13 protein-coding genes are annotated in these 19,191 nt (G+C 70.0%); 6 read left to right on the top strand and 7 right to left on the bottom strand.

From position 1 onward, the window contains the following. Window positions 1-25: 25 nt before the first annotated feature. The 4 genes from pbpC to MKD50_RS16575 all read right to left on the bottom strand — a co-directional run bounded on the left by pbpC (window position 26) and on the right by MKD50_RS16575 (window position 9,622). Complete coding sequence (pbpC, locus tag MKD50_RS16590; protein ID WP_252667773.1) at window positions 26-2,260, bottom strand: penicillin-binding protein 1C; 2,235 nt, start codon at window positions 2,258-2,260, stop codon at window positions 26-28. Then, a complete protein-coding gene (locus tag MKD50_RS16585; protein WP_115711379.1) occupies window positions 2,257-2,961 on the bottom strand; it encodes a lysoplasmalogenase in 705 nt (234 codons plus the stop codon). The genes pbpC and MKD50_RS16585 overlap by 4 nt, the downstream gene beginning before the upstream one ends. Continuing rightward, the gene (locus MKD50_RS16580) at window positions 2,958-9,029 is read right to left on the bottom strand and encodes an alpha-2-macroglobulin family protein (protein WP_252667771.1); all 6,072 of its coding nucleotides are present in this window, start codon (window positions 9,027-9,029) and stop codon (window positions 2,958-2,960) included. Before MKD50_RS16580 ends, MKD50_RS16585 begins: the two co-directional genes overlap by 4 nt. Before the next feature lie 107 nt (window positions 9,030-9,136). Beyond that, entirely contained in the window at window positions 9,137-9,622 is a 486-nt protein-coding gene (locus MKD50_RS16575; protein WP_252667769.1) for an Lrp/AsnC family transcriptional regulator, read from the bottom strand. Between the two features lie 171 nt (window positions 9,623-9,793). Between MKD50_RS16575 and phhA the strand changes: the two genes are divergently transcribed. The 4 genes from phhA (at window position 9,794) to MKD50_RS16555 (ending at window position 13,825) form a co-directional block, all read left to right on the top strand. Beyond that, entirely contained in the window at window positions 9,794-10,723 is a 930-nt protein-coding gene (phhA, locus tag MKD50_RS16570; RefSeq protein ID WP_115678951.1) for a phenylalanine 4-monooxygenase, read from the top strand. Window positions 10,724-10,910: 187 nt separating this feature from the next. After that, window positions 10,911-11,210, top strand: a complete 300-nt coding sequence (locus MKD50_RS16565) for a 4a-hydroxytetrahydrobiopterin dehydratase (RefSeq protein WP_026164049.1) — start codon at window positions 10,911-10,913, stop codon at window positions 11,208-11,210. 147 nt (window positions 11,211-11,357) lie between these two features. Beyond that, window positions 11,358-12,062, top strand: a complete 705-nt coding sequence (locus MKD50_RS16560) for a response regulator transcription factor (RefSeq protein ID WP_012354320.1) — start codon at window positions 11,358-11,360, stop codon at window positions 12,060-12,062. A 140-nt stretch (window positions 12,063-12,202) separates the two neighbouring features. Further along, entirely contained in the window at window positions 12,203-13,825 is a 1,623-nt protein-coding gene (locus MKD50_RS16555; RefSeq protein ID WP_371925359.1) for a sensor histidine kinase N-terminal domain-containing protein, read from the top strand. Window positions 13,826-13,850: 25 nt separating this feature from the next. On the opposite strand, the gene MKD50_RS16550 is transcribed toward MKD50_RS16555, so the two are convergent. Then, entirely contained in the window at window positions 13,851-14,366 is a 516-nt protein-coding gene (locus MKD50_RS16550; RefSeq protein ID WP_012354323.1) for an SET domain-containing protein, read from the bottom strand. 1,165 nt (window positions 14,367-15,531) lie between these two features. On the opposite strand from MKD50_RS16550, the gene MKD50_RS16545 reads away from it, so the two are divergent. Both MKD50_RS16545 and MKD50_RS16540 read left to right on the top strand, forming a co-directional pair. Then, the gene (locus tag MKD50_RS16545) at window positions 15,532-15,810 is read left to right on the top strand and encodes an HU family DNA-binding protein (RefSeq protein WP_012354324.1); all 279 of its coding nucleotides are present in this window, start codon (window positions 15,532-15,534) and stop codon (window positions 15,808-15,810) included. 239 nt (window positions 15,811-16,049) lie between these two features. Further along, window positions 16,050-17,060 carry a DUF2272 domain-containing protein gene (locus tag MKD50_RS16540; protein WP_115703051.1) on the top strand — a complete coding sequence of 337 codons (1,011 nt, stop codon included), beginning with the start codon at window positions 16,050-16,052 and terminating at the stop codon, window positions 17,058-17,060. Between the two features lie 75 nt (window positions 17,061-17,135). Here the strand turns inward: MKD50_RS16540 and dinB are convergent, their stop codons facing one another. Together dinB and rarD are read right to left on the bottom strand one after the other, a co-directional pair. After that, complete coding sequence (dinB, locus tag MKD50_RS16535; protein ID WP_252667765.1) at window positions 17,136-18,215, bottom strand: DNA polymerase IV; 1,080 nt, start codon at window positions 18,213-18,215, stop codon at window positions 17,136-17,138. Between the two features lie 63 nt (window positions 18,216-18,278). Then, the gene (rarD, locus tag MKD50_RS16530; RefSeq protein ID WP_115678956.1) at window positions 18,279-19,184 is read right to left on the bottom strand and encodes an EamA family transporter RarD; all 906 of its coding nucleotides are present in this window, start codon (window positions 19,182-19,184) and stop codon (window positions 18,279-18,281) included. Window positions 19,185-19,191: the final 7 nt, after the last annotated feature.

Here is a 19,191-nt window from a genome sequence, read left to right as displayed (position 1 = left end):
TCCGGCGGGATATGGCGAAGCGCCATTATTGCCCACGGCCGGTGGCGTTGGCCGCGGGCGCGCGCACCGAAGCGCCGCGCACTTCGATGCCGATGCGGTCCACCACCTTGCCGGCGGCATCGAGCAGCTCAACCTGGTGCCGGCCCGGCCAGGGCAGCCACGCCACCTCGCCGCCACGCCCGAGCGGCTTGCCGTCCATGCGCCAGCTGACCGCGCGCGCCGACTGGCCGGCCACGCCCTGCGCATGGAACCACACCCGCTGCGCGGCCGGCGGCATGTCGGGATCGAGCGCAAACACGGTGCCGTCGGCCGGCGTGGCGATCATGGGCGCACTGGGGCGCGCAGCCGGCGCGCCAACACTGACGCGTCGGACCACGGTGCCGGCGAGAAACACTTCGTCGCGCGCCGGCTCCAGCCCGTCGTCGAAGCTCAGCGCCACGCGCTCCACCCCGGCGGGCATGGCGGGCGCGAGGCTGGCGCGCGCCTGGTGCAGGACTTCCATCACGTCGTGCCACACCGGGGCCGCGCCCGACACCCCGGACACGTCGCGCATGCTGGCGCCGCTGGCATTGCCGACCCACACGCCCACGGTGTAGTGCTGCGACCAGCCGATGCACCAGTTGTCGCGCATATCCTTGCTGGTGCCGGTCTTGACCGCGGTCCAGAAGCGCGTGGTGAGCGGGCTGTCGAGGCCGAAGGTGCGGGCGCGGGCGTGGCGGTCGGACAGTACGTCGGCGATCACGTAGCTCGCGCCCGGCTGCATCACGGCCTTCGCCGCCACCGCCGGCGCGCCTTGCCGCAAGCGCGGCGGCGCGTAGCTGCCGCCATTGGCGAACGCGCGGTAGGCATTGGTCAGCGCCAGCAGCGACACATCGGCGCTGCCCAGCGCCAGGCTGTAGCCGTAGTAGTCGCCCGCCTCGGTCAGCGGCAGCCCCAGCGCCACCAGGCGCTTGTGGAAGCGGTGCGGGGTCACCATCACCAGCGTGCGCACCGCCGGCACGTTCAGCGATGCGGCCAGCGACGCGCGCAGGCTGACCCAGCCGGCATAGCGGTGGTCGTAGTTCTGCGGCACGTAGAGCCCGCCGCCGACCGGCAGGTTCACCGGCCGGTCATCGAGCAGCGAGGCCGCGGTCAGCCGCTTCTCTTCCAGCGCCTGCGCGTACAGGAACGGCTTGAGCGTCGATCCCGCCTGGCGCAGCGCCGCCGCGTGGTCCACCTGTGCGGCACCGGACAGCGTGCCGGACGAGCCCACGTAGGCCAGCACGTCGCCGCTGGCGTTGTCGATCACCACCACCGCCCCGTCCTCGACATTGCGTCCGGCCAGTTCGCGCAGGTGGCGGTCCAGGCTTGCCACGGCAGCGCGCTGCAGGCGGGCGTCGAGCGTCGACGCGATGCGCGCCGGCATGGCGGCGCCGGCCGGCAGCTGCGCGCGCGCCTCGCTGACCAGGTGCTGCGACAGGTGCGGCGCCAGCTGCCGGACCCCCGCCGCTGGCGCGCCCGCCGCGGCGCGCTGCGCCACCGGGCCGGTGCGCAGCAGCGCCAGCTGCGCAAAGCCTTCGAGGCCGTCGCACTCGCGCGGCAGGCGCATCTCGCGCAGGATGCCGCACGCGCGGCTGGCCACCTGCGCCGCACGCGCATTGGGCGCGCGCACCAGCGCCACCGCCAGCGCCGACTCGCGTGCATCGAGCCCCTCGGGATATTTGCCGAACAGCACCTGCGACATCGCCGACAGCCCCACCAGTTCGCCGCGGAACGGCACCAGGTTCAGGTAGGCCTCGAGGATCTGGTCCTTGCTCCAGCTGCGTTCCAGCACCGCGGCACCGGCGGCCTGCCCCAGCTTCTGCGTCAGGCTGCGCCCCTGCCCCGGCGCGCCGGGCCGGCGCAGGTCCTGGTCGAGCAGGCCGGCCAGCTGCATGGTCAGCGTGGAAGCCCCGCGCGTGCGCGTGTTCCACAGGTTGGCCCAGGCCGCAGCAGCCACGCCGTGCCAGTCGACGCCGCTGTGCGCATAGAAGCGCCGGTCCTCCGACAGCACGATGGCCGTGCGCAGCGCGGGCGAGGTGTCGGCCAGCGCCACCCAGTCGCCACGGCGCGCGCGGAAGTCGTCGCGCACGCGGCCCACCGGCTCGCCGTGCCGGTCCAGCACCACCACGTCGGCGCTGCGCCAGTCGGCGCGCACCTGCGCGAACGCAGGCAGGGCCGCGGCCGGCGCCGGCCAGGCCAGCGCCGCCGCCATCGCAACCAGGGCCAGGCGTCGCGTCATGGCTGCGTGCGTCCCGATACCAGCCCGGCCACCAGCAGCACCTGCGCCGCGGCGTAGGTCCACCAGATGCCGAGCTGGAACGATTCGAACGGCACCAGGAAGCGCGCGATGCCGATCATCAGGTCCGACGCGGCAAAGCACAGCGCGCCCAGCGCCGCCAGCGGCGTGGGCAGGCGCGCCACCAGCGCGCTGCACACCATCGCGGCCAGCACGCCCACGTACAGTGTCACCGGCACGGCGAGCGTGCCGAGGTTGGGCCAGAAGCGGCCCAGCATGGTGCCCGCCACGCCGAGCATGGCGCCGCAGGCAATCAGCCGGTGCGGGCGGGTGTCGCCCGCCAGCGGCACCAGCAGGCGCAGGTAGGCCAGGTGCGCGAGCAGGAAGGCGCCGAGCCCGCCGACGAATGAAAACGACAGCGTCGGCAGCGCCAGCAGGAAATCGCCCAGCGCCGAGCACAGCAGCGCCGTGACCAGCCAGCGGCGCTCGCCGGGCACGCGATGGAACCACGCGGCGCGCGCCAGCAGCACCGCCATCGCCGTCTTCCACGCCGGCTGCATGGCGATATGCCCGGTCAGCGGCGCGCCGTCAGGAAGATCCAGCGCCACCTGCACCAGCAGCGCGCCGTAGATGAGGCCGGCCATGGCGCCCGCGAGCCACCACTCGCGCACGCGCGCCGGCATCATCGCGGACAGCCAGCTCATGGGCGCGCCCCGACCGCCAGCCGCGGATTGGGCGCCACGCCGAACACGTCGGGCGCGTACATCGCTTCGACCCGCGTGGGCGGCAGCGCGAAATCGCCGGCGTTATTCAGCCGCACCGTGTATTCGACCGAGACCTTGCCCTTGGGCAAGTAGCCGAAGTACTCACGATAGGCCTGCGGCGTGCGTTCGACATAGGCCGGCCACGCCGCGCCCTGGCGCCGCTCGCCGCGGGTGGCGATGGCCGAGTCGCGGCCCAGGCCGCTGCCGAGGATGGTGGCGCCGGCTGGTATCGGATCGCTGACCACCACCCAGGTCATGTCGGCCTGCGCATCGATCTCCAGCTTGACGCGATAGACGTCGCCGCGCGACCACTTGCCCGGCACCGCCTGCTCCTGCGGCGTCACGGTGCGCTGGATGCGGTAGCCCGCGGCCAGCGGCGCGGTCACCGGCACCGCCGCCATGGCGCGCACCGTGGCCCACGGCTGGCCGGGGCCGGCCTGTTCCACCTGCAGCGTCCCGCCCTCGGCGGCGGCGGGCCAGGGCAGGTCGACGCTGCCCTGCGCCACGCCGTCGCTGCGCTGCGCGCGCGCCCAGTCGAAACTGCGCGCGGCGTCGCCGGCATGGCTGATGCTGGCGCGCGTGGTGCCTGCCACCGGCGTCTTCTCGAACGCCTGCGCAAAGCGCGTCACCGCCAGCATGCCCCAGGCATTGGCGGTAGTGGTGCCCCAGGCGCCATGCACCTGGCGCCCCAGCAAGCCCGTGGCAAGTTGCGGCGCATCTTCCTTCCAGCCCGGCAGCTCCGACGCCAGCGCCAGCAGGCGCGCGGCGTTGACGTCGCCGCCGGCCATCATCCACCACCAGTTGTCGTTGCGCTCGGTGGAGAACGCCAGGCGCGTGCCCTGCACCGTCAGGCGCGAGCGCAGCAGCTGCTGCGCCTCGGCCAGGCGCTGCTCGCGCTGCGGGATGTCCTGTACCCGCGTCAGCAGCAGGGTCCAGTCCAGCAGCGCGGAGGTGGGCCATTGCGCCGGCAGGATCTGGATCGATCCGAGCATGCGCGCCTGCGCGTGGCCGGTGCGCGACAGCGCCTCGAGCGCGGCCAGCTTGCGCACCTCCAGGTACTGCGTGCCGCCCACCGGCGACCAGCTATCGCGGCGGATGCGGCCTTCGACAAAGTCGGTCAGGCCGCGCTCCATCTGCGCGCGCTGCGTGTCGGGAATGCGCAGCGCCTGCCCTGCGCGCGCGGCCTCGTCAGTCACCGCCAGCAGATAGGCGGTCAGCACTTCGCTGCCGTAGTCGCTGTCGCTGTTCAGCGGGAAGTACGAGGCCAGCCCGTTGGCATCGAGGTAGGACGGCAGCTGCGCCATCAGCGCGTCCCACGCGGCGCCGTCGTTCAGGCCGATGGCTTTCGAGGCGCGCTGCTCCAGGCAGGTGAACGGGTAGTTGCGGAACCACTCGCGCACGCCCGGCATGCCGCCCGCCAGCGACGACTGGAAGTTGACCTGCACCCCGCCGCGCACCTTGCCGGCGGGGTCGGCGAGCGCGCCCGGCGGCGCCTTGACCGGAATCGACAGCGACGGCGCCACCTGCGCCAGCGTGGCCTGCTGCACCGTGACCGGCACCGCCGGCACGATCTGCTGCGATACCTTGATGCGGTCGGAAGCGCCTCCGGCGCCCTGCTCGCTCGCCTGCACTTCCCACATCACGGTGCCGCTGCGCGCGTAGGCCAGCAGCGCGGGCGCGGTCACGTCCCAGCCGATCTCGCGCGCTTCGCCCGCGGGAATCTGCACGGTCTGCGCCGGCAGCCCGGCTTCATTGCCGAGCAGCGTGCCGCGCGCGCTGGCCTGAACCGTCATCGCACGCCTGGTGGTATTGCGCAGCGTGAACATGGCGCGGTAGCGGTCGTCCTCGCGCACCAGCGGCGGCAGGCCGGAAATCACCTGCAGGTCCTGCGTCGCGGCAATGGTGGCGCTGCCGGTGCCGAAGCGGCCCAGGCCCAGGTCCGCCACCGCGACGATGCGGAAGCTGGTGAGCGAATCGTTGAGCGGCACCTCGACGCTGGCCCGGCCCTCGGCGTCGAGTTGCACACGCGGGTTCCACAGCAGCAGCGTGTCGAACAGCTCGCGCGTCGGGCTCTTGCCGCCGCCGCCGCCCGCCGGCACCGCCTTGCGCCCATAGTGGCGGCGCCCGATGATTTCCATCTGAGCGGTCGAGGTTTCCACGCCGTAGCCGCGCCGCTGCAGCATCGCGTCGAGCAGGTCCCAGCTGGTGTTGGGCATCAGTTCCAGCAGCGCCTGGTCCACCGCGGCCAGTGCCACTTCGCCGTTGGCGGCGGGCTTGCCGTCGGGCAGCCTGACCTGGATCGCCACGCGCGCCTTGCCGCGCACCGGGTAGCTGGTCTTGTCCGGGGTCACGGCGACGTCGAGCCGGTGACCCGCATTGCCGACGCGAATCTCGGCCAGCCCCAGCCGGAAGGCCGGCTTGGACAGGTCGACCAGCGCGGTGGGCGCCGCATACTCGCGCCCTTCGCTGCGGAACGCGCGCCACCACTCGCCCGGCTGGCGCCAGCCCCAGGTGAAGAACGAATACCACGGCACCTCGTGCAGGCGCCCGCGCAGGGCCAGCACCGACACGTAGACGTTGGGGCCCCACTCCGGCTTGACCTGCACGCGCACGGTCGGATCGCTGCCGTGCAGCTCCACCACCTGGGTCTGGTAGATGCCTTCGCGCTCCACCGCCACCAGCGCGGTGGCGTGGCGGAACGGCATGCGTACCTGGAACACCGCGGTGTCGCCCGGCGCGTAGGACTTCTTCTCCGGCAGCAGGTCGATGCGGTCATGGTTCTCGCCGCCGAACCACAGCTCGCCCTGGCGCGTGACCCACACCGTGGTGGCGGCCTGCGCGGTGCGGCCATCCTTGTCGCGCGCGCTTGCCACCAGTTCGATCTGGCCGGCCTGCTCCAGCGCCACCTCGCAGCGCGCGCGGCCCTGCGCATCGGTGCGGGTTTCGCACACGGTGCCGAGGTCGCGCGTCTCGGTGCGGTTGTCATAGCGGTAGAAGCCGCCCACCACGCGCTTGCGCGCCGAGGTGGTGATGCGGGCGCGCGCGTCGATCTTGACCGGGGCGTCCGCTACCGGCTTGCCGTTGATATCGAGCACCACGCCACGCACCGCCAGCTTCTGCTTCACCGAGACCCAGTCGTCGGTGCGGATGCCGGCCACCACCGCCGCCGGCCAGACCGGCACGGTCTGGCGCAGCGTCTGGATCTCTCCGTTGGGATCGGCAAAGCCGGCCTCGAGCACCAGGTCACGCGGCGCGTCGGTCCTGGGCAGCTTGCGCAGCGTCACGCTGCCATTGCCGTTCTTGTCCAGCGTCAGCGGCAGCTTGTCGGCGACCAGCTGCTGACCGTCGGCACTGGCATCGCCTTGCTGGTCTTCGTCCGTCTCCTCGTCGCCGCCGCTCTCACGCTGCGCGCGCGGCGGGTTGAACGAGAATTCGTCGTAGCCGGGGAAGCTGACGTGTTTGTGGCGCAGCAGCGCGGACACGCGCACCGGCAGCCCGGCCGCGCCGCCGCCGGACAGATAGTGGATCTCGACCCCGAGCGGCAGTTCGGCCGGCGCCACCACGGGGCCGGCCTTGCCCGCTACCTGCAGCGTGCCGGCCAGCACCGGCAGGCGGAAGGCCTCGACCCGGAAGCTGCCGCTGGTGTAGCTGCGGGCGCCGCCGTCGTCCTTTGCGCCCTCGGCCTTCTGCGTCTCCAGTTCGACCGTATAGACCCCCAGCTTGGCCGCCGCGGGCACCTGGAAGGTGCTTTCCGCGCTGCGCCCGCCGGTTGCGGTCTGGCGCCATTGCAGCGGCAGCTCGTAGCTCTGGCCGCTGCCTTCATGGCGGATGGTCACGCGCGTGGGCAGCGGACGGCTCGCCGGCGGCAAGGCAAAGCCCTGCGCGGTCTCGGCGCGGATCAGGTGCTTCATCGACACGGTTTCGCCGGCGCGCAGCAGGGTGCGGTCGAAGATGGTGTGGGCGCGCACGGTGGGCGTGGCGCTGGTGTCGGTCGGCACGTTGAAGCGCCAGCTCTCGATGCCGCGGTTCCAGTCCGACATCACGAAGGCCATGTCGGCCTTGCCGCGCGCCTGCGGGTGCGTGGCGGCGATGCGGGCGGAAACGAAATAACCCGACAGCCCGTTCTGGTCGCAGGCGCTCTCCGGCGCCGCGGCGAGCCTGGCAAAGCGCGCCACGCCGCCGGCATCGGTACGGCCTTCGCCCAGCAGGCGCCCGCTGCAGTCGCGCACCGCCACCGCGGCGTCGCGCACCGGCTTGCCGTCGTCCAGCGCGGTGACCCAAGCCACCCCGCTGCGGCTGCCGTCGTCTTCGTTGCCGGTGCTGCGGCCCAGCTTGAAATGCACGCCCAGATTGGTGACCAGCGCCGCGGTGCGCACGTACATCGGCGCGCGCTTGCCCAGCAGCGCCTCGCCCAGCATCGGCGAGGCGATCTCGACCACATGGAAGCCCGGTTCCGGCAACGGGATGCCGACCACCTCGAACGGCCGCGGCGCATCGCCCGAAGGCTTGGGCACCGCCAGCTTCTGCACGCCGGAGGCCCGCTCGAGCAGCGATACCGAGCGGGTTTCGATCGACACCGCGTTGCGCGGATTATTGACGCGGTATGGCGAGCGGCCCGCCAGCACGGCGTCGAGCTCGCCGCGCGTATAGCTGGCCTCGTGCAGGCGGCGCACCAGGCCCAGCCACTGCATCACGGCGGCATCGTCGTCGACGCGCAGCTTCATCACGGTGCCGGCGCGGGCCTGCACGCCGCGCACGGCAAGATCGGCTTCGACATTGCGCAGCGTCACCGGCAGCAGCGGCGGGTAGTCTTGCGCCGACTTGCCGCGTGGCAGCTCGCCGAAGCGCTCGACCACGCCGAACGGCGCCGCGGCAAACTTGGCCAGCGGCGGCATCGCGGCCGTGGCCACCTTGAGCGGGAACAGGTCGGCATTGGCCAGCGCGCGGCCGCTGTCGTCCTGCAGCTTGCGCGGCACCTCGATGGTGAACTGCGCCTTCTCGGCGAATGGCGCGGCAAAGGTGAGCGCGCTAACGCTGGCGTCGGGCGCCAGGTCGGGGTCGAACTGCGGCGCGCGAGGGCCCGACGGGGTCTTCAGCACCACGCTTTCGGCCAGCTTGCGCGGCACCGGCGCGGAGAAGGTCACCGACATCGGCCGCAGCGGCGTGCAGGGCGACTGCGCGTGTTCGCGCTCGCAGCTGAAGCTGGCGGTAAACGGCTCGCGCACGGTGTAGTCGAAGCGGCGTTCCTCGCGCGTGGCAACGCCCGACGGCGTGGCAATGCCCGCGCCCAGCACCAGCTGCACCCGCGCCGCGGCGGGCAGCCGCTGCTGGCAGGCGAGCAGGTGCACCGCGTCGGGCGCCGGCTTGGCCAGGCGATCCCAGCGGATCGCCTCGAGCACGGCCTCGCGCTCCTTGCCAGCCAGCAGCCGCACCGGGATGCGCTCGCCCAGCCCCTGCGCCTGGCACCAGGCGTGCTCGCGCACCGAGGCCGAGGTGGCGGCGCCGTTGAAGCGCAGCGCGAAGACCTGGTCTTCCTCGATCTCGCCGCCGGAAGGCCGGCTCGAGACCACGGTCGGGCCGCCGGTCTCGAAGCGATATTCCGCCTTGCCGGCATAGGCATTGCCGGCCTCGCTGCGCAGCCCGGCGCGCATGCGCACGCTGCAGCGCACCCCGGGCGGCAGGTCGCCGGCGAAGTCGTAGACCCAGTTCCTGGCGTCGATCCAGCGGGCCTGGCCGCTGGTGCTGGCGCCGGTACAGGAAACCGCCGCGGGTGCCGTGGCCTGGACATCGCCCATCGGCACCATGGCTTCGTCGAAGCGGATCGCCACCTGCCGCACCTGCCCCACCGTGCCTTCCGGCGAGAAACGGCTCACCTGCGCGGCCAGTGCGCCGCCGGCCAGGCTGGCCATTGCGGCCGCCAGGGCCAGCGCCGCGGATGACCGCGCCAGGGGCGATTGCTGTAGCGAACTGCCAAGACCCCGATCGGCTCGGGCGACGATTCCCTTCATCCTGCCATCCTCCGTTCCCGCCACGTTTGCGGCACCCGGCGAGGGTGACACGCACGCCACAAGAGCGCAAGGCCGCCGCGCACCGTCCACGCGCTGCGGCAAGCGTTTCAGCGCAGGTGCGACAGCGGCAGCGGCCCCTCGCATTTGATCGCGGTCAGCACGATGTTGGAACGCACGCTCTCCACGCCCGGCACGCGCATCAGCCGCTTCATGGTGAATTCGGCCAGCGTCGGCAGGTCGGGCACCACCACGCGGATCAGGTAGTCGGCCTCGCCGGCGACGGAATAGCACTCCTGCACTTCTTCCAGCAGCAGGATCTCTTCGCGGAAGCGCTCGATGATGGTGTCGCCGTGATGCGCCAGCTTGACGCTGACAAAGACCACCACGCCCAACCCCAGCGCCTGCGACGACAGGCTGACGCGGTAGCCGGTGATGACCCCGTCGGCTTCCAGCCGCGTCAGCCGGCGCCCGACCTGGCTTGGCGACAGGTGCACGCGTTCGGCCAGCTGCTGGTGCGTGGTGCGGCCGTCGGCCTGCAGCGCGGTCAGCAGGGCCAGGTCATACGCGTCGAGGGAAACAGCGTGGGCAGCCATACACAAATCCCGCATATCTCATTCCTGGAATGCGCATTATATGCATGATCCGTCGAAATCGAGCGGACTATGCGGACAGATTGCGGCTTCCCGCGCCTAAACTACGCAGTAAATCCGCATCCATGCTGGCGCCGACGCAGCCAGCGCGCATTCCAAGGAGACACCAGCAATATGTCCATCGCCATGGCCACCGAAGCCCCCGGCGCCTTCCAGGGCACCCTGACCGACAAACTCAAGGAACAGTTCGACGCCGGCCTGCTGTCGGGCCAGGAACTGCGCCCGGACTTCACCATCGCCCAGCCGGTGCACCGCTACACCAGCATCGACCACGCCATCTGGCGCAAGCTGTACGAGCGGCAGGCCGAGATGCTGCGCGGCCGCGTCAGCGATGAATTCCTGCAGGGTCTGGCCACGCTGGGCATGGAAAAGGACCGCGTGCCGGATTTCGACCAGCTCAACGAGACCCTGATGCGCGCCACCGGCTGGCAGGTCGTGGCCGTGCCCGGGCTGGTGCCCGACGAGGTCTTTTTCGAGCACCTGGCCAACCGCCGCTTCCCGGCCAGCTGGTGGATGCGCAAGCCCGAGCAGCTCGACTACCTGCAGGAGCCCGACTGCTTCCACGATGTGTTCGGCCATGTGCCGCTGCTGATCAACCCGGTCTTTGCCGACTATATGGAAGCCTACGGCAAGGGCGGCCTGAAAGCGGCGGGGCTGGGCGCGCTCGACATGCTGTCGCGCCTGTACTGGTACACGGTCGAGTTTGGCCTGATCCGCACGGAGCAGGGACTGCGCATCTACGGCGCCGGCATCGTCTCGAGCCAGGGCGAGTCGATCTACAGCCTGGACTCGGCCAGCCCCAACCGGATCGGCTTCGACGTGCGCCGCATCATGCGCACGCGCTACCGCATCGACACCTTCCAGAAGACCTACTTCGTGATCGACAGCTTCGAGCAACTGTTCGACGCCACCCGCCCGGATTTCGCGCCGCTGTACGAAGCGCTGCGCGCGCAGCCGACGCTGGGGGCGGGCGACATCGCCGAAGGCGACCTGGTGCTCAACGCCGGCACCCGCGAAGGCTGGGCCGATACCGAAGACATCTGATCCGGCTCCAGCGCGCCAACCCGGGGCGGCCTGCCACACCGCTGCCCCGCCCTGCTCCATTCCCCGCTTTGTGAAACAATGCCGGCATGCCCGCCGCCCCGGCGCGGGCGGGCCGGCTGTCCGCATGGTGCGCATCGTCCGCACTGCGCGGCCTTCGTTTTTTTCCAAGAACCAGATCGAGCCCACCATGACCCCTCTGTCCCCGCAAGCCCGTGCCACGCTGCTCGCCGAACTGCCCGGCTGGACCACCGTCGCCGACCGCGATGCGATCTTCAAGCGCTTTACCTTCCACGACTTCAACGCCGCCTTCGGTTTCATGACGCGCGTGGCAATCCAGGCCGAGAAGGCCGACCACCACCCGGAATGGTTCAACGTCTACAACCGGGTCGACATCACGCTGTCCACGCACGACGCCAATGGCCTGACCCAGCGCGACATCGACCTGGCCCACTTCATCGAGCGCGCCGCCGACGCGGTGACCAACTGACCCGGCTGGCCGCGGCGCCGGCTGTAGGCTAACCGTAAGGAAGCGCGCGGCGGCGCCTAGTACAATCTGCGGCAGGCCCGCACCTCCGTGTGTGCCATGGGGCCTTTTCCAGCCTGCCATGCCCAACGTCCTTCCCGAACTGCCGCCATGCGTATCCTGCTGATCGAGGACGACCGCCAGATTGCCAGCGGCGTCGAAGCCGGCCTGTCCCGCGCCGGCCACCAGGTACGCGTCGTCCACGACGGCGTCTATGCCACCGAACACCTGCTGCGCGAGCAGCACGACCTGGTCATCCTCGACCTGGGCCTGCCCGGCATCGACGGCATGACCCTGCTGGCGCGCTACCGCGCCCGCAACCGCACCACCCCCGTCATCATCCTGACCGCGCGCGACGAGCTGGAAGACAAGCTCTCCGGCCTGAATGCCGGCGCCGACGACTACCTGATCAAACCTTTCGCCCTGCCCGAGCTGGAAGCGCGCGTGCGCGTACTGCTGCGCCGCAGCCAGCACGGCGAGGCCGCGCCCGAGCGCGACGTGCGCCTGGGCCGGCTGCGGCTGTCCGGCAACGACCGCCGCATGTTCATCGACGCGCGCCCGCTGGAGCTGTCGCCGCGCGAGTTCGCGGTGCTCGAGCTGCTGCTGCAGCGCCAGGGCCGCGTGGTCAGCAAGGCGCAGCTGCAGGACCACCTGGCCACCTTTGCCCATCCCGCCGGCGAGGGCGGCGATACCGTCGGCGACACCGCGATCGAGGTCTACGTACACCGCGTGCGCAAGAAACTCGAGGACAGCGACGTCGAGATCGTTACCGTGCGCGGCTTCGGCTACCTGCTGCAGATCCGCGCCGGACAATGAAAGCGTTCCTGCCGCTTGCGCCGCCCGGCGCACGCTCCTGATCCCCGGCCCTGTCCCTGTCCCAGCCGGCAATGTGGCCCCGCTCCCGCACCTCCTCCCGAATCTCCTGGCGCACCGCCTCGCGCATTGCAACGCGCAACGTGGCTCCCGCTTCCGCCGCGGCTGACACCGGCGGCGCCAAGCCCGCATCGACGCGCCAGGCGGCCCGCCCCGGCTCCAACATCAGCCTGCGCGTGCACCTGCTGCGCGCGCTGGCAACGCCGCTGTTCGCGCTGGTGCTGACCAGCGGCTCGCTGTCTTACTGGCTGGCGGCGCACTACACCACGCAGGTGTTCGACCGCGCGCTGTACGGCGTGGCCAACAACATCGCCCAGCAGATCCGCATCGCCGGCCCGCGGCTGGAGCAGGACATCCCGATGATCGCGCAGACGCTGGTCGAGGCCGAGGGCACCGACCGCATCTACTGGCGCATCCACGGCCCCGACGGGTTGATCGGCGGCATGGATACCTGGCTGGGGTATGGCACCGGCCAGACCACGCTGCACGACGCGCGGCTGTTCTACGCCTGGTTCAGCGGACGCCAGGTGCGCGCGGTACGGCTGCCGGTGATGCTGCCCAGCGCCGCGGTCGACGAGCTTGGCACCAGCGAGGCCGGCAAGCCCGCGCGCGGACCCATGGTGGTGGAAGTGGCGGAGCTGCTGGACCGGCGCGAGACCGCCGCCAACGAGATCCTGCTGTCGGTGTCGGTGCCGCTGATCCTGCTGCTGCTGGTCGGCAGCCTGATCCTTTCGCACGTGCTCAAGGAAGAGCTGGTGCCGCTGCAGATCCTGGCCGACAAGCTCAACCGCCAGACCGCGCGCTCGCTGGCGGCACTGGACGAAACCCAGGTCCCGGCCGAGGTGGCGCCGCTGATCCGCGGCCTGAACGCGCTGCTGGCGCGGCTGCGCGACGCGCTCGACGCGCAGCGCAAGTTCATTGCCGATGCCGCGCACCAGCTGCGCACGCCGCTCACCGCGGTCAAGCTGCATGCCGACCGGGCGCAGACCGCCGATTCGCTGGAAGTAGCCCGCCATGCGCTGCGCGAGGTGCAGACCGCGGCCGACCGCGCGGTGCGGCTGTCCAACCAGCTGCTGTCGCTGGCGCGGGCCGAGCCCGGGCTGTCACTGGAACGGCTGGGGCCGGTGGAACACTTCGACCTGGCCGAGCTGGCCTTTGAAATCGGCGCCGAGTGGGTGCCGCAGGCGCTGGCGCGCCGCATCGACCTGGGCTTCGAGATCCTGCCCGGCCCCACCTTCACCGGCAGTGCGCCGGCGGTGGTGCGCGGCAACCGGCTGCTGATGCGCGAGGCGCTGTCCAACCTGATCGACAATGCGGTGAAATACGTGCCGTCGGGCGGGCGCATCACGGTGCGCGCCGGCGGCGAGGCCATGGGCCACCGCGGCATGGCGGTGGTGATGGTGGAAGACAACGGCCCCGGCATCCCTACGCAGCGGCGCGAGGAAGTGTTCAAGCGCTTCTTCCGCGGCGACCGCGCCCCGGAGCCCGGCGGCGGCCGCGCCGACCAGGCGGGCGGTGCCGGCCTGGGGCTGGCCATCGTGCATGAGATCGTCACCCTGCACCACGGCACCATCCGCATCGAGGACGTGCCGCCAGCGCCAGGCGCGGCGACTCAACCTTCCGTCACGGACAGCACCCCCGAGCGGCGCGCGGTGATGCGCTTCGTGATTCGGATCCCGTGCGAGCCGGCAGGGTCGGTGGCCTGAACCCGCGGCTGCGCGGGGAGCGGCCTTATTTGGCTTTCTTTTTCTTTTCCTTCGGCGCCAGCATGGTGCCGCGGCATTGCGGGCTGCCGCAGCGGCATTCGAATTCCTTCTTCAGCTTGGCGGTATAGCGCGCGTCGATCACCAGGCCGTAGTCATAGAACAGCTCCTCGCCCTGGGCAATGTCGCGCAGCGCGTGGATAAAGACGCGGCCCTTCTTTTCGCGCGCCTCGCAGTTGGGCTCGCAGGCGTGGTTGATCCAGCGCGCGCGGTTGCCGCCGTACTTGGCGTCGATGACGCTGCCGTCGTCCAGGCTGAAGTAGAAGGTGTGGTTGGGATCGCTGGGATCGTGCGGATGGCGCTCCAGCGCCTTCTTCCACGAGATGTGCTCGCCCTTGTACTCGATCACGCGCTCGCCCTCGGCAATCGGGGCGATGGCATAGACGCCCTTGCCGTGCACGCCTGACTGGCGCACCTCGATCCGGTCGCTCGCCGTTTTCTTGCTGCCCTCGCCCGCCGCCTTGCGCTTTGCCTTGTCCGCCATTTGCCTGTCCGTGCTTTCGCCTGTTGTGCCTGGGTGACCGGTGCCGGCCGCCCGGCGCGATCGGGGATGATACCGGGGCGGCCGCGACACGTATACGTGGCAACACTTCGTTGTGGGGGGCCCATCAGTCCAAACGACGTATATGCCCACCTCGCGCCCACCTTGCCATCACCGTGCGCGGTATACGCCGCGACCGTTTACCACCACGCATGTGGATAACACCGCCCGGATCTGTGGACAAGCACGCGGATTGGGTGTGGGCTGCCTGGGGCTGGCATGGGGATGCCTCGGGCATAAGTCGGAGGGGGTTCGGCTCGCGCCTCATCCATTGGGCTGAGTCTTCCACTTCAGCCAACATTCGATGAGACCACTTCTCGTTTACGTAAACCCTTGAAGGCAAAGATGTTTACGGAGTTTTCCACAGCGGCCGCGGGTGTTTACCTACTACTACTATCTGTATACATGAAAGAAAAAGGTAAACCGAAAGAACACCCCGGGCCCGAGGCCTCATCCGAAAGGCGACAGGCGTAAAAAGTGGGTTTGCGGGAGACTTTCTGTTTTGCCTGTTCGGGCGATGCGTATACCGGTGACGTAAACCGACGCGACGTATACGGGCCGGAACACAGCTATCCCTGCGGTATACGCGAATGCCGGCGGATCAAGGTGCAGTGCGTTGGCCAAGGGTCCCATGCATGCGCCGAATAACGCTGGGTAACGCTGGAGGTGGCCGATCCAAGGCCATGCACCATAGTGCAGTCGGACGCGTTGCATGCGTACAGCGCCTCCAGTCCGTTCAGGAGCTCAAGGGTGCCCAGCCCCCCAGAGCGGATCTCGGGGCTGTCAGCGGCCTTCTGATGGCGCCTGGCATGCGGGTATACCGTGCTACACCGATCGCGGCAGCCGCGTCGCGTGACTGACGGCCTTTGCCGGGCATTTGCCGTTTACGCCGCTATTCCGCCTGCGGCGGATCCCCTTGCAGCGAGCTCGATTTGCCTCCAGCCCCGTGCTGGCGCGGCCTCGCGCAAACTGCCAGGTAACAATCTGTTCCCGGTGCGCCTTGTCCGACACGGTATCATGTGGCCCGCGGCGTCTTTGCCGGAGCGGTGCCAGCCTGGCCGCCCGGCCGCGGACGCCTGTGTTTTATCAACTCGATACGGAGTGAAGCATGACGAAAACCGAACTGATCGACGCTATCGCAGCCGGGGTGGACGGTCTGACCAAGGCCAAGGCGGAACAGGCACTGAACGTGACCCTGTCGGCCATCATGGACGCAGTGGCCAAGGGTGACACGCTGAGCCTCATCGGCTTTGGCACGTTCAGCAAGGGCGAGCGTGGCGAGCGCATGGCGCGCAACCCGCGTACCGGTGAAGAAATCAAGGTCGAAGCCGCCAAGACCGTGAAGTTCAAGGCTGGCCAGAAGTTCAAGGACGCTGTCAACCAGTGATCCTGACGGGCTGCACTGCAGGGCCCGGTATTGCCTGACCCCGCCATGCCGCCGCCCCGGTGCCCGAGGGCGCAGGCGCGCGCCAGGCGGGGGACGTTATCCACAGTCGTGATCTGAATCTCCTGCAGTATCCGCCGCATCGCCCGCTCCGCGCCTGGGCGATGGCGCGCCAAGTCTTCCAACAGGCGTCCAGCCTCGGCCAGAGCGCCATGCCGGGCGCCGTGACACGTGGGGCCAACATGTTTGCCCGTCCGCAGCGCCGCAGATCTCCACAGCGTTATGCACAGCGCTTTCCACAGCCGATTCCACAGCGTTCTCCACAGGCGCGTGCGCCGCTGCGCGCCGCCTGCGCGGCCGCGCTGCTGGCGCTGCTGAGCGCCTGCACCACGGTCATCCAACCGGCCCGGCCGCAGGCGAGGGCGCTGCCAGACGGCGAGTGGCCGGCGACGAGCCCGGGCGCCACGCCGCGCGAGCGCATCGTCGAGATCGCCATCCAGGAGTGGGCCCGCTGGGGCGGACAGGTGGTGCGGCTGGGCCGCGACGACACCTCTTGCGTGACCTACAGCCCGGTGCCAGCGCCGGAATTGCCATCTGAGCTACCCCCCGAGCTGCCGCTGGCGTCCCCGACCGACGCCGCCGCGCCAGCCGTGGCCACCACCGATACCGAGTCCAAGACCAACGGCAACCCGCCGCCGGCAGCCAGCTGCCTTTCTTTCCCGGACGGCACCGGCATGGAGGCCACGCCGCTGGGCTGCACGCTGGCGCGCCGCTACTGGGGCATCGTGGGCGAAGCGCCCGGCTGCAGGCAGGTCACGCAGGGCGCGTGGGCCTGGTCGGCGGTCTTTGTGTCATGGGTGCTGCGCAAGGCCGGGCTGGACGAGCGCCAGTTCCTCACCGGCCAGTCGCACTCGATGTACGTGGTCGATGCCCGCGACGGCATCCTGCCCCGCCCCGCATTCCGCATCGAGCCGGTGCCGGCGATGCCCCGCCCCGGTGACATCATCTGCGCCGGCCGCGGCCGTGACCGCTATCTCGAGGACATCGCAGAGATCGGTTTCGGTACCACGCCGATGCATTGCGACATCGTGGTCGCCGTGGATCCGGCCGCGCGCATGGTGCGCGCCATCGGCGGCAACGTCCAGCAATCGGTATCGATGGAAGAGATCGAGCTGGGCGATTCGGGCCGGCTCGACGGGATCACTAACTCGCATATGCCGTGGTTGCTGGTGATGCGCAACGACTTGCAGTAGGCCGGTTGATCAATGCGATTTATCAGTGGCTACTCTATTTTTTTCCTCTGATAAATCTGGTAAATACAGCGGCGATCAGTCGAACAACTCCAGCTGAGCGGTATCCCGATCGCTCGTGCCCACCCCAACTCCCAGCAGCCGCACCGGCAAGCCCCGGCGCGCATGGCCCTCGGCCAGCAGCCGGGCATAGACGCTGCGGTCCGGGGCATGGCCGCGGCATTCCACCGTGGTCTGCCGGAAGTCCGAGAAGCGCAGCTTTACCGTGAGCTTGTCGATGGTGTCGTGCGCCTGGGCGCGCGCGATGCGTGCCTCCAGCATGGCGATCAGAGGCTCCAGCTCGGCCAGGCAGGCCTGCAGGTCGGGCAGGTCGTCGGCATAGGTCTCCTCCACGCTGATCGACTTGCGCTCGCGTTCGGGCGTGACCGCGCGCTCGTCGGCGCCGCGGCACAGCTTGTACAGGCGCGCCCCGAACACGCCGAACTCGCGATGCAGGCGGTCCGGCGACCACGGGCGCAGGTCGCCGCAGGTCTCGGCCCCCAGCCGGCGCAGCTTGGCCGCGGTGACCTTGCCTACGCCATGGATGCGTTCCACCGGCAGCGCGGCGACAAAGGCGTCGACCGCGGCCGGCCTGACCACGAACAGGCCGTCGGGCTTGTTCCAGTCGCTGGCGATCTTGGCGACGAACTTGCTGGGGCCGACGCCGGCCGACACGGTCACCCCGACCTCCTCCCGCACGCGCTGGCGGATCTCTTCGGCGATGCGGGTGGCGCTGCCGGCATGGTGTGGGCACAGGCTGACATCGAGGTAGGCCTCGTCCAGCGAGAGCGGCTCGACCAGCGCGGTGTATTCGCGGTAGATCGCGAAGATGCGGCGCGAGACCTCGCGGTACTTGTCCATCGCAGGACGCACGATCAGCAGCTCAGGACAGCGCTTGAGCGCCTGTGCCGACGCCATCGCCGAGCGCACGCCGTAGGCGCGCGCCTCGTAGTTGCAGGTGGCGATCACCCCGCGCCGGTCGGGCGCGCCGCCCACGGCCATCGGCCGGCCGCGCAGCGACGGGTCGTCGCGCATTTCGACCGAGGCGTAGAAGCAGTCGCAGTCGCAATGGATGATCTTGCGCTGGACCGCGGCACTGGCATCAGGCGGGGCGGACATGGGGCCGGGACGGGGAGCGGCTATCTTCGGGTTATCAGTGGGACGAATGGCCGATATCGATTTTCATGTCGTCTCATTGATCGATTGGATGCCGGCGGGCTTCTGCCGTGCATTCATCCACAACCCTTCGGCCGCATACAAGGCCAGCGACAGCCAGATCAGCGCGTACCCCACCTGCTTCTGCGCCGGAAACGGCTCGTGCCACAGCCACACGCCCAGCAGCAGTTGCAGGGTCGGACCGGTGTACTGCAGCAGGCCCAGCAGCGACAGCGGAATTCGCCGTGCGCCGGCGGCAAAGAACAGCAGCGGCACCGCCGTCACCGGCCCGGCAAGCAACAGCAGCCACTGCGTGCCCGGCGCTGCGTGGGTAAAGCTGTCCTGGCCAGTGGCGAACAGCCAGCCCAGCGCCGCCGCGGCCAGCGGGAACAGCAGCAGCGTTTCCAGCGACAGCCCTTCCAGCGCGCCCAGCGCACCGGTCTTGCGCAGCAGCCCGTAACCGCCAAAGCTGGCGGCCAGGCCCAGCGCAATCCATGGCAGCTGCCCCGCCGCTACCGTAAGCCAGGCCACGCCGGCCGCCGCCACCGCGATCGCCAGCCATTGCACCCGGCGCAGGCGCTCATGCAGGAACACCACGCCGAGCAGCACGCTGAACAGCGGATTGATGAAATACCCCAGGCTGGCGTCGACCACGCGGTTGGCCGACACCGCCCAGATGTACAGGAACCAGTTGGCACATAGCAGCGCCGCGCTGGCGGCAAACGACAGCAACAGGCGCCGGTCCCTGACCACCTGGCCCAGCCACGCCCACTGGCGGCGCCAGGCCAGGATCAGCCCCAGGAAGACCAGCGACCACACCATCCGGTGCAGCAGGATCTCCATGGGGGCGATGCCGGGCAGCGACTTGATGTAGAGCGGGAGCAGGCCCCAGATGAGGTACGCCAGCAGGGCGTAGAGAATGCCGAGTTGCATAGGGTTT

This window comes from Cupriavidus mimosae, from assembly GCF_023952485.1.
Classification (GTDB): domain Bacteria; phylum Pseudomonadota; class Gammaproteobacteria; order Burkholderiales; family Burkholderiaceae; genus Cupriavidus; species Cupriavidus taiwanensis_C.
Note: the sequence above shows the minus strand (reverse complement) of the source record. Positions and strands in the feature narration are given on the sequence as shown.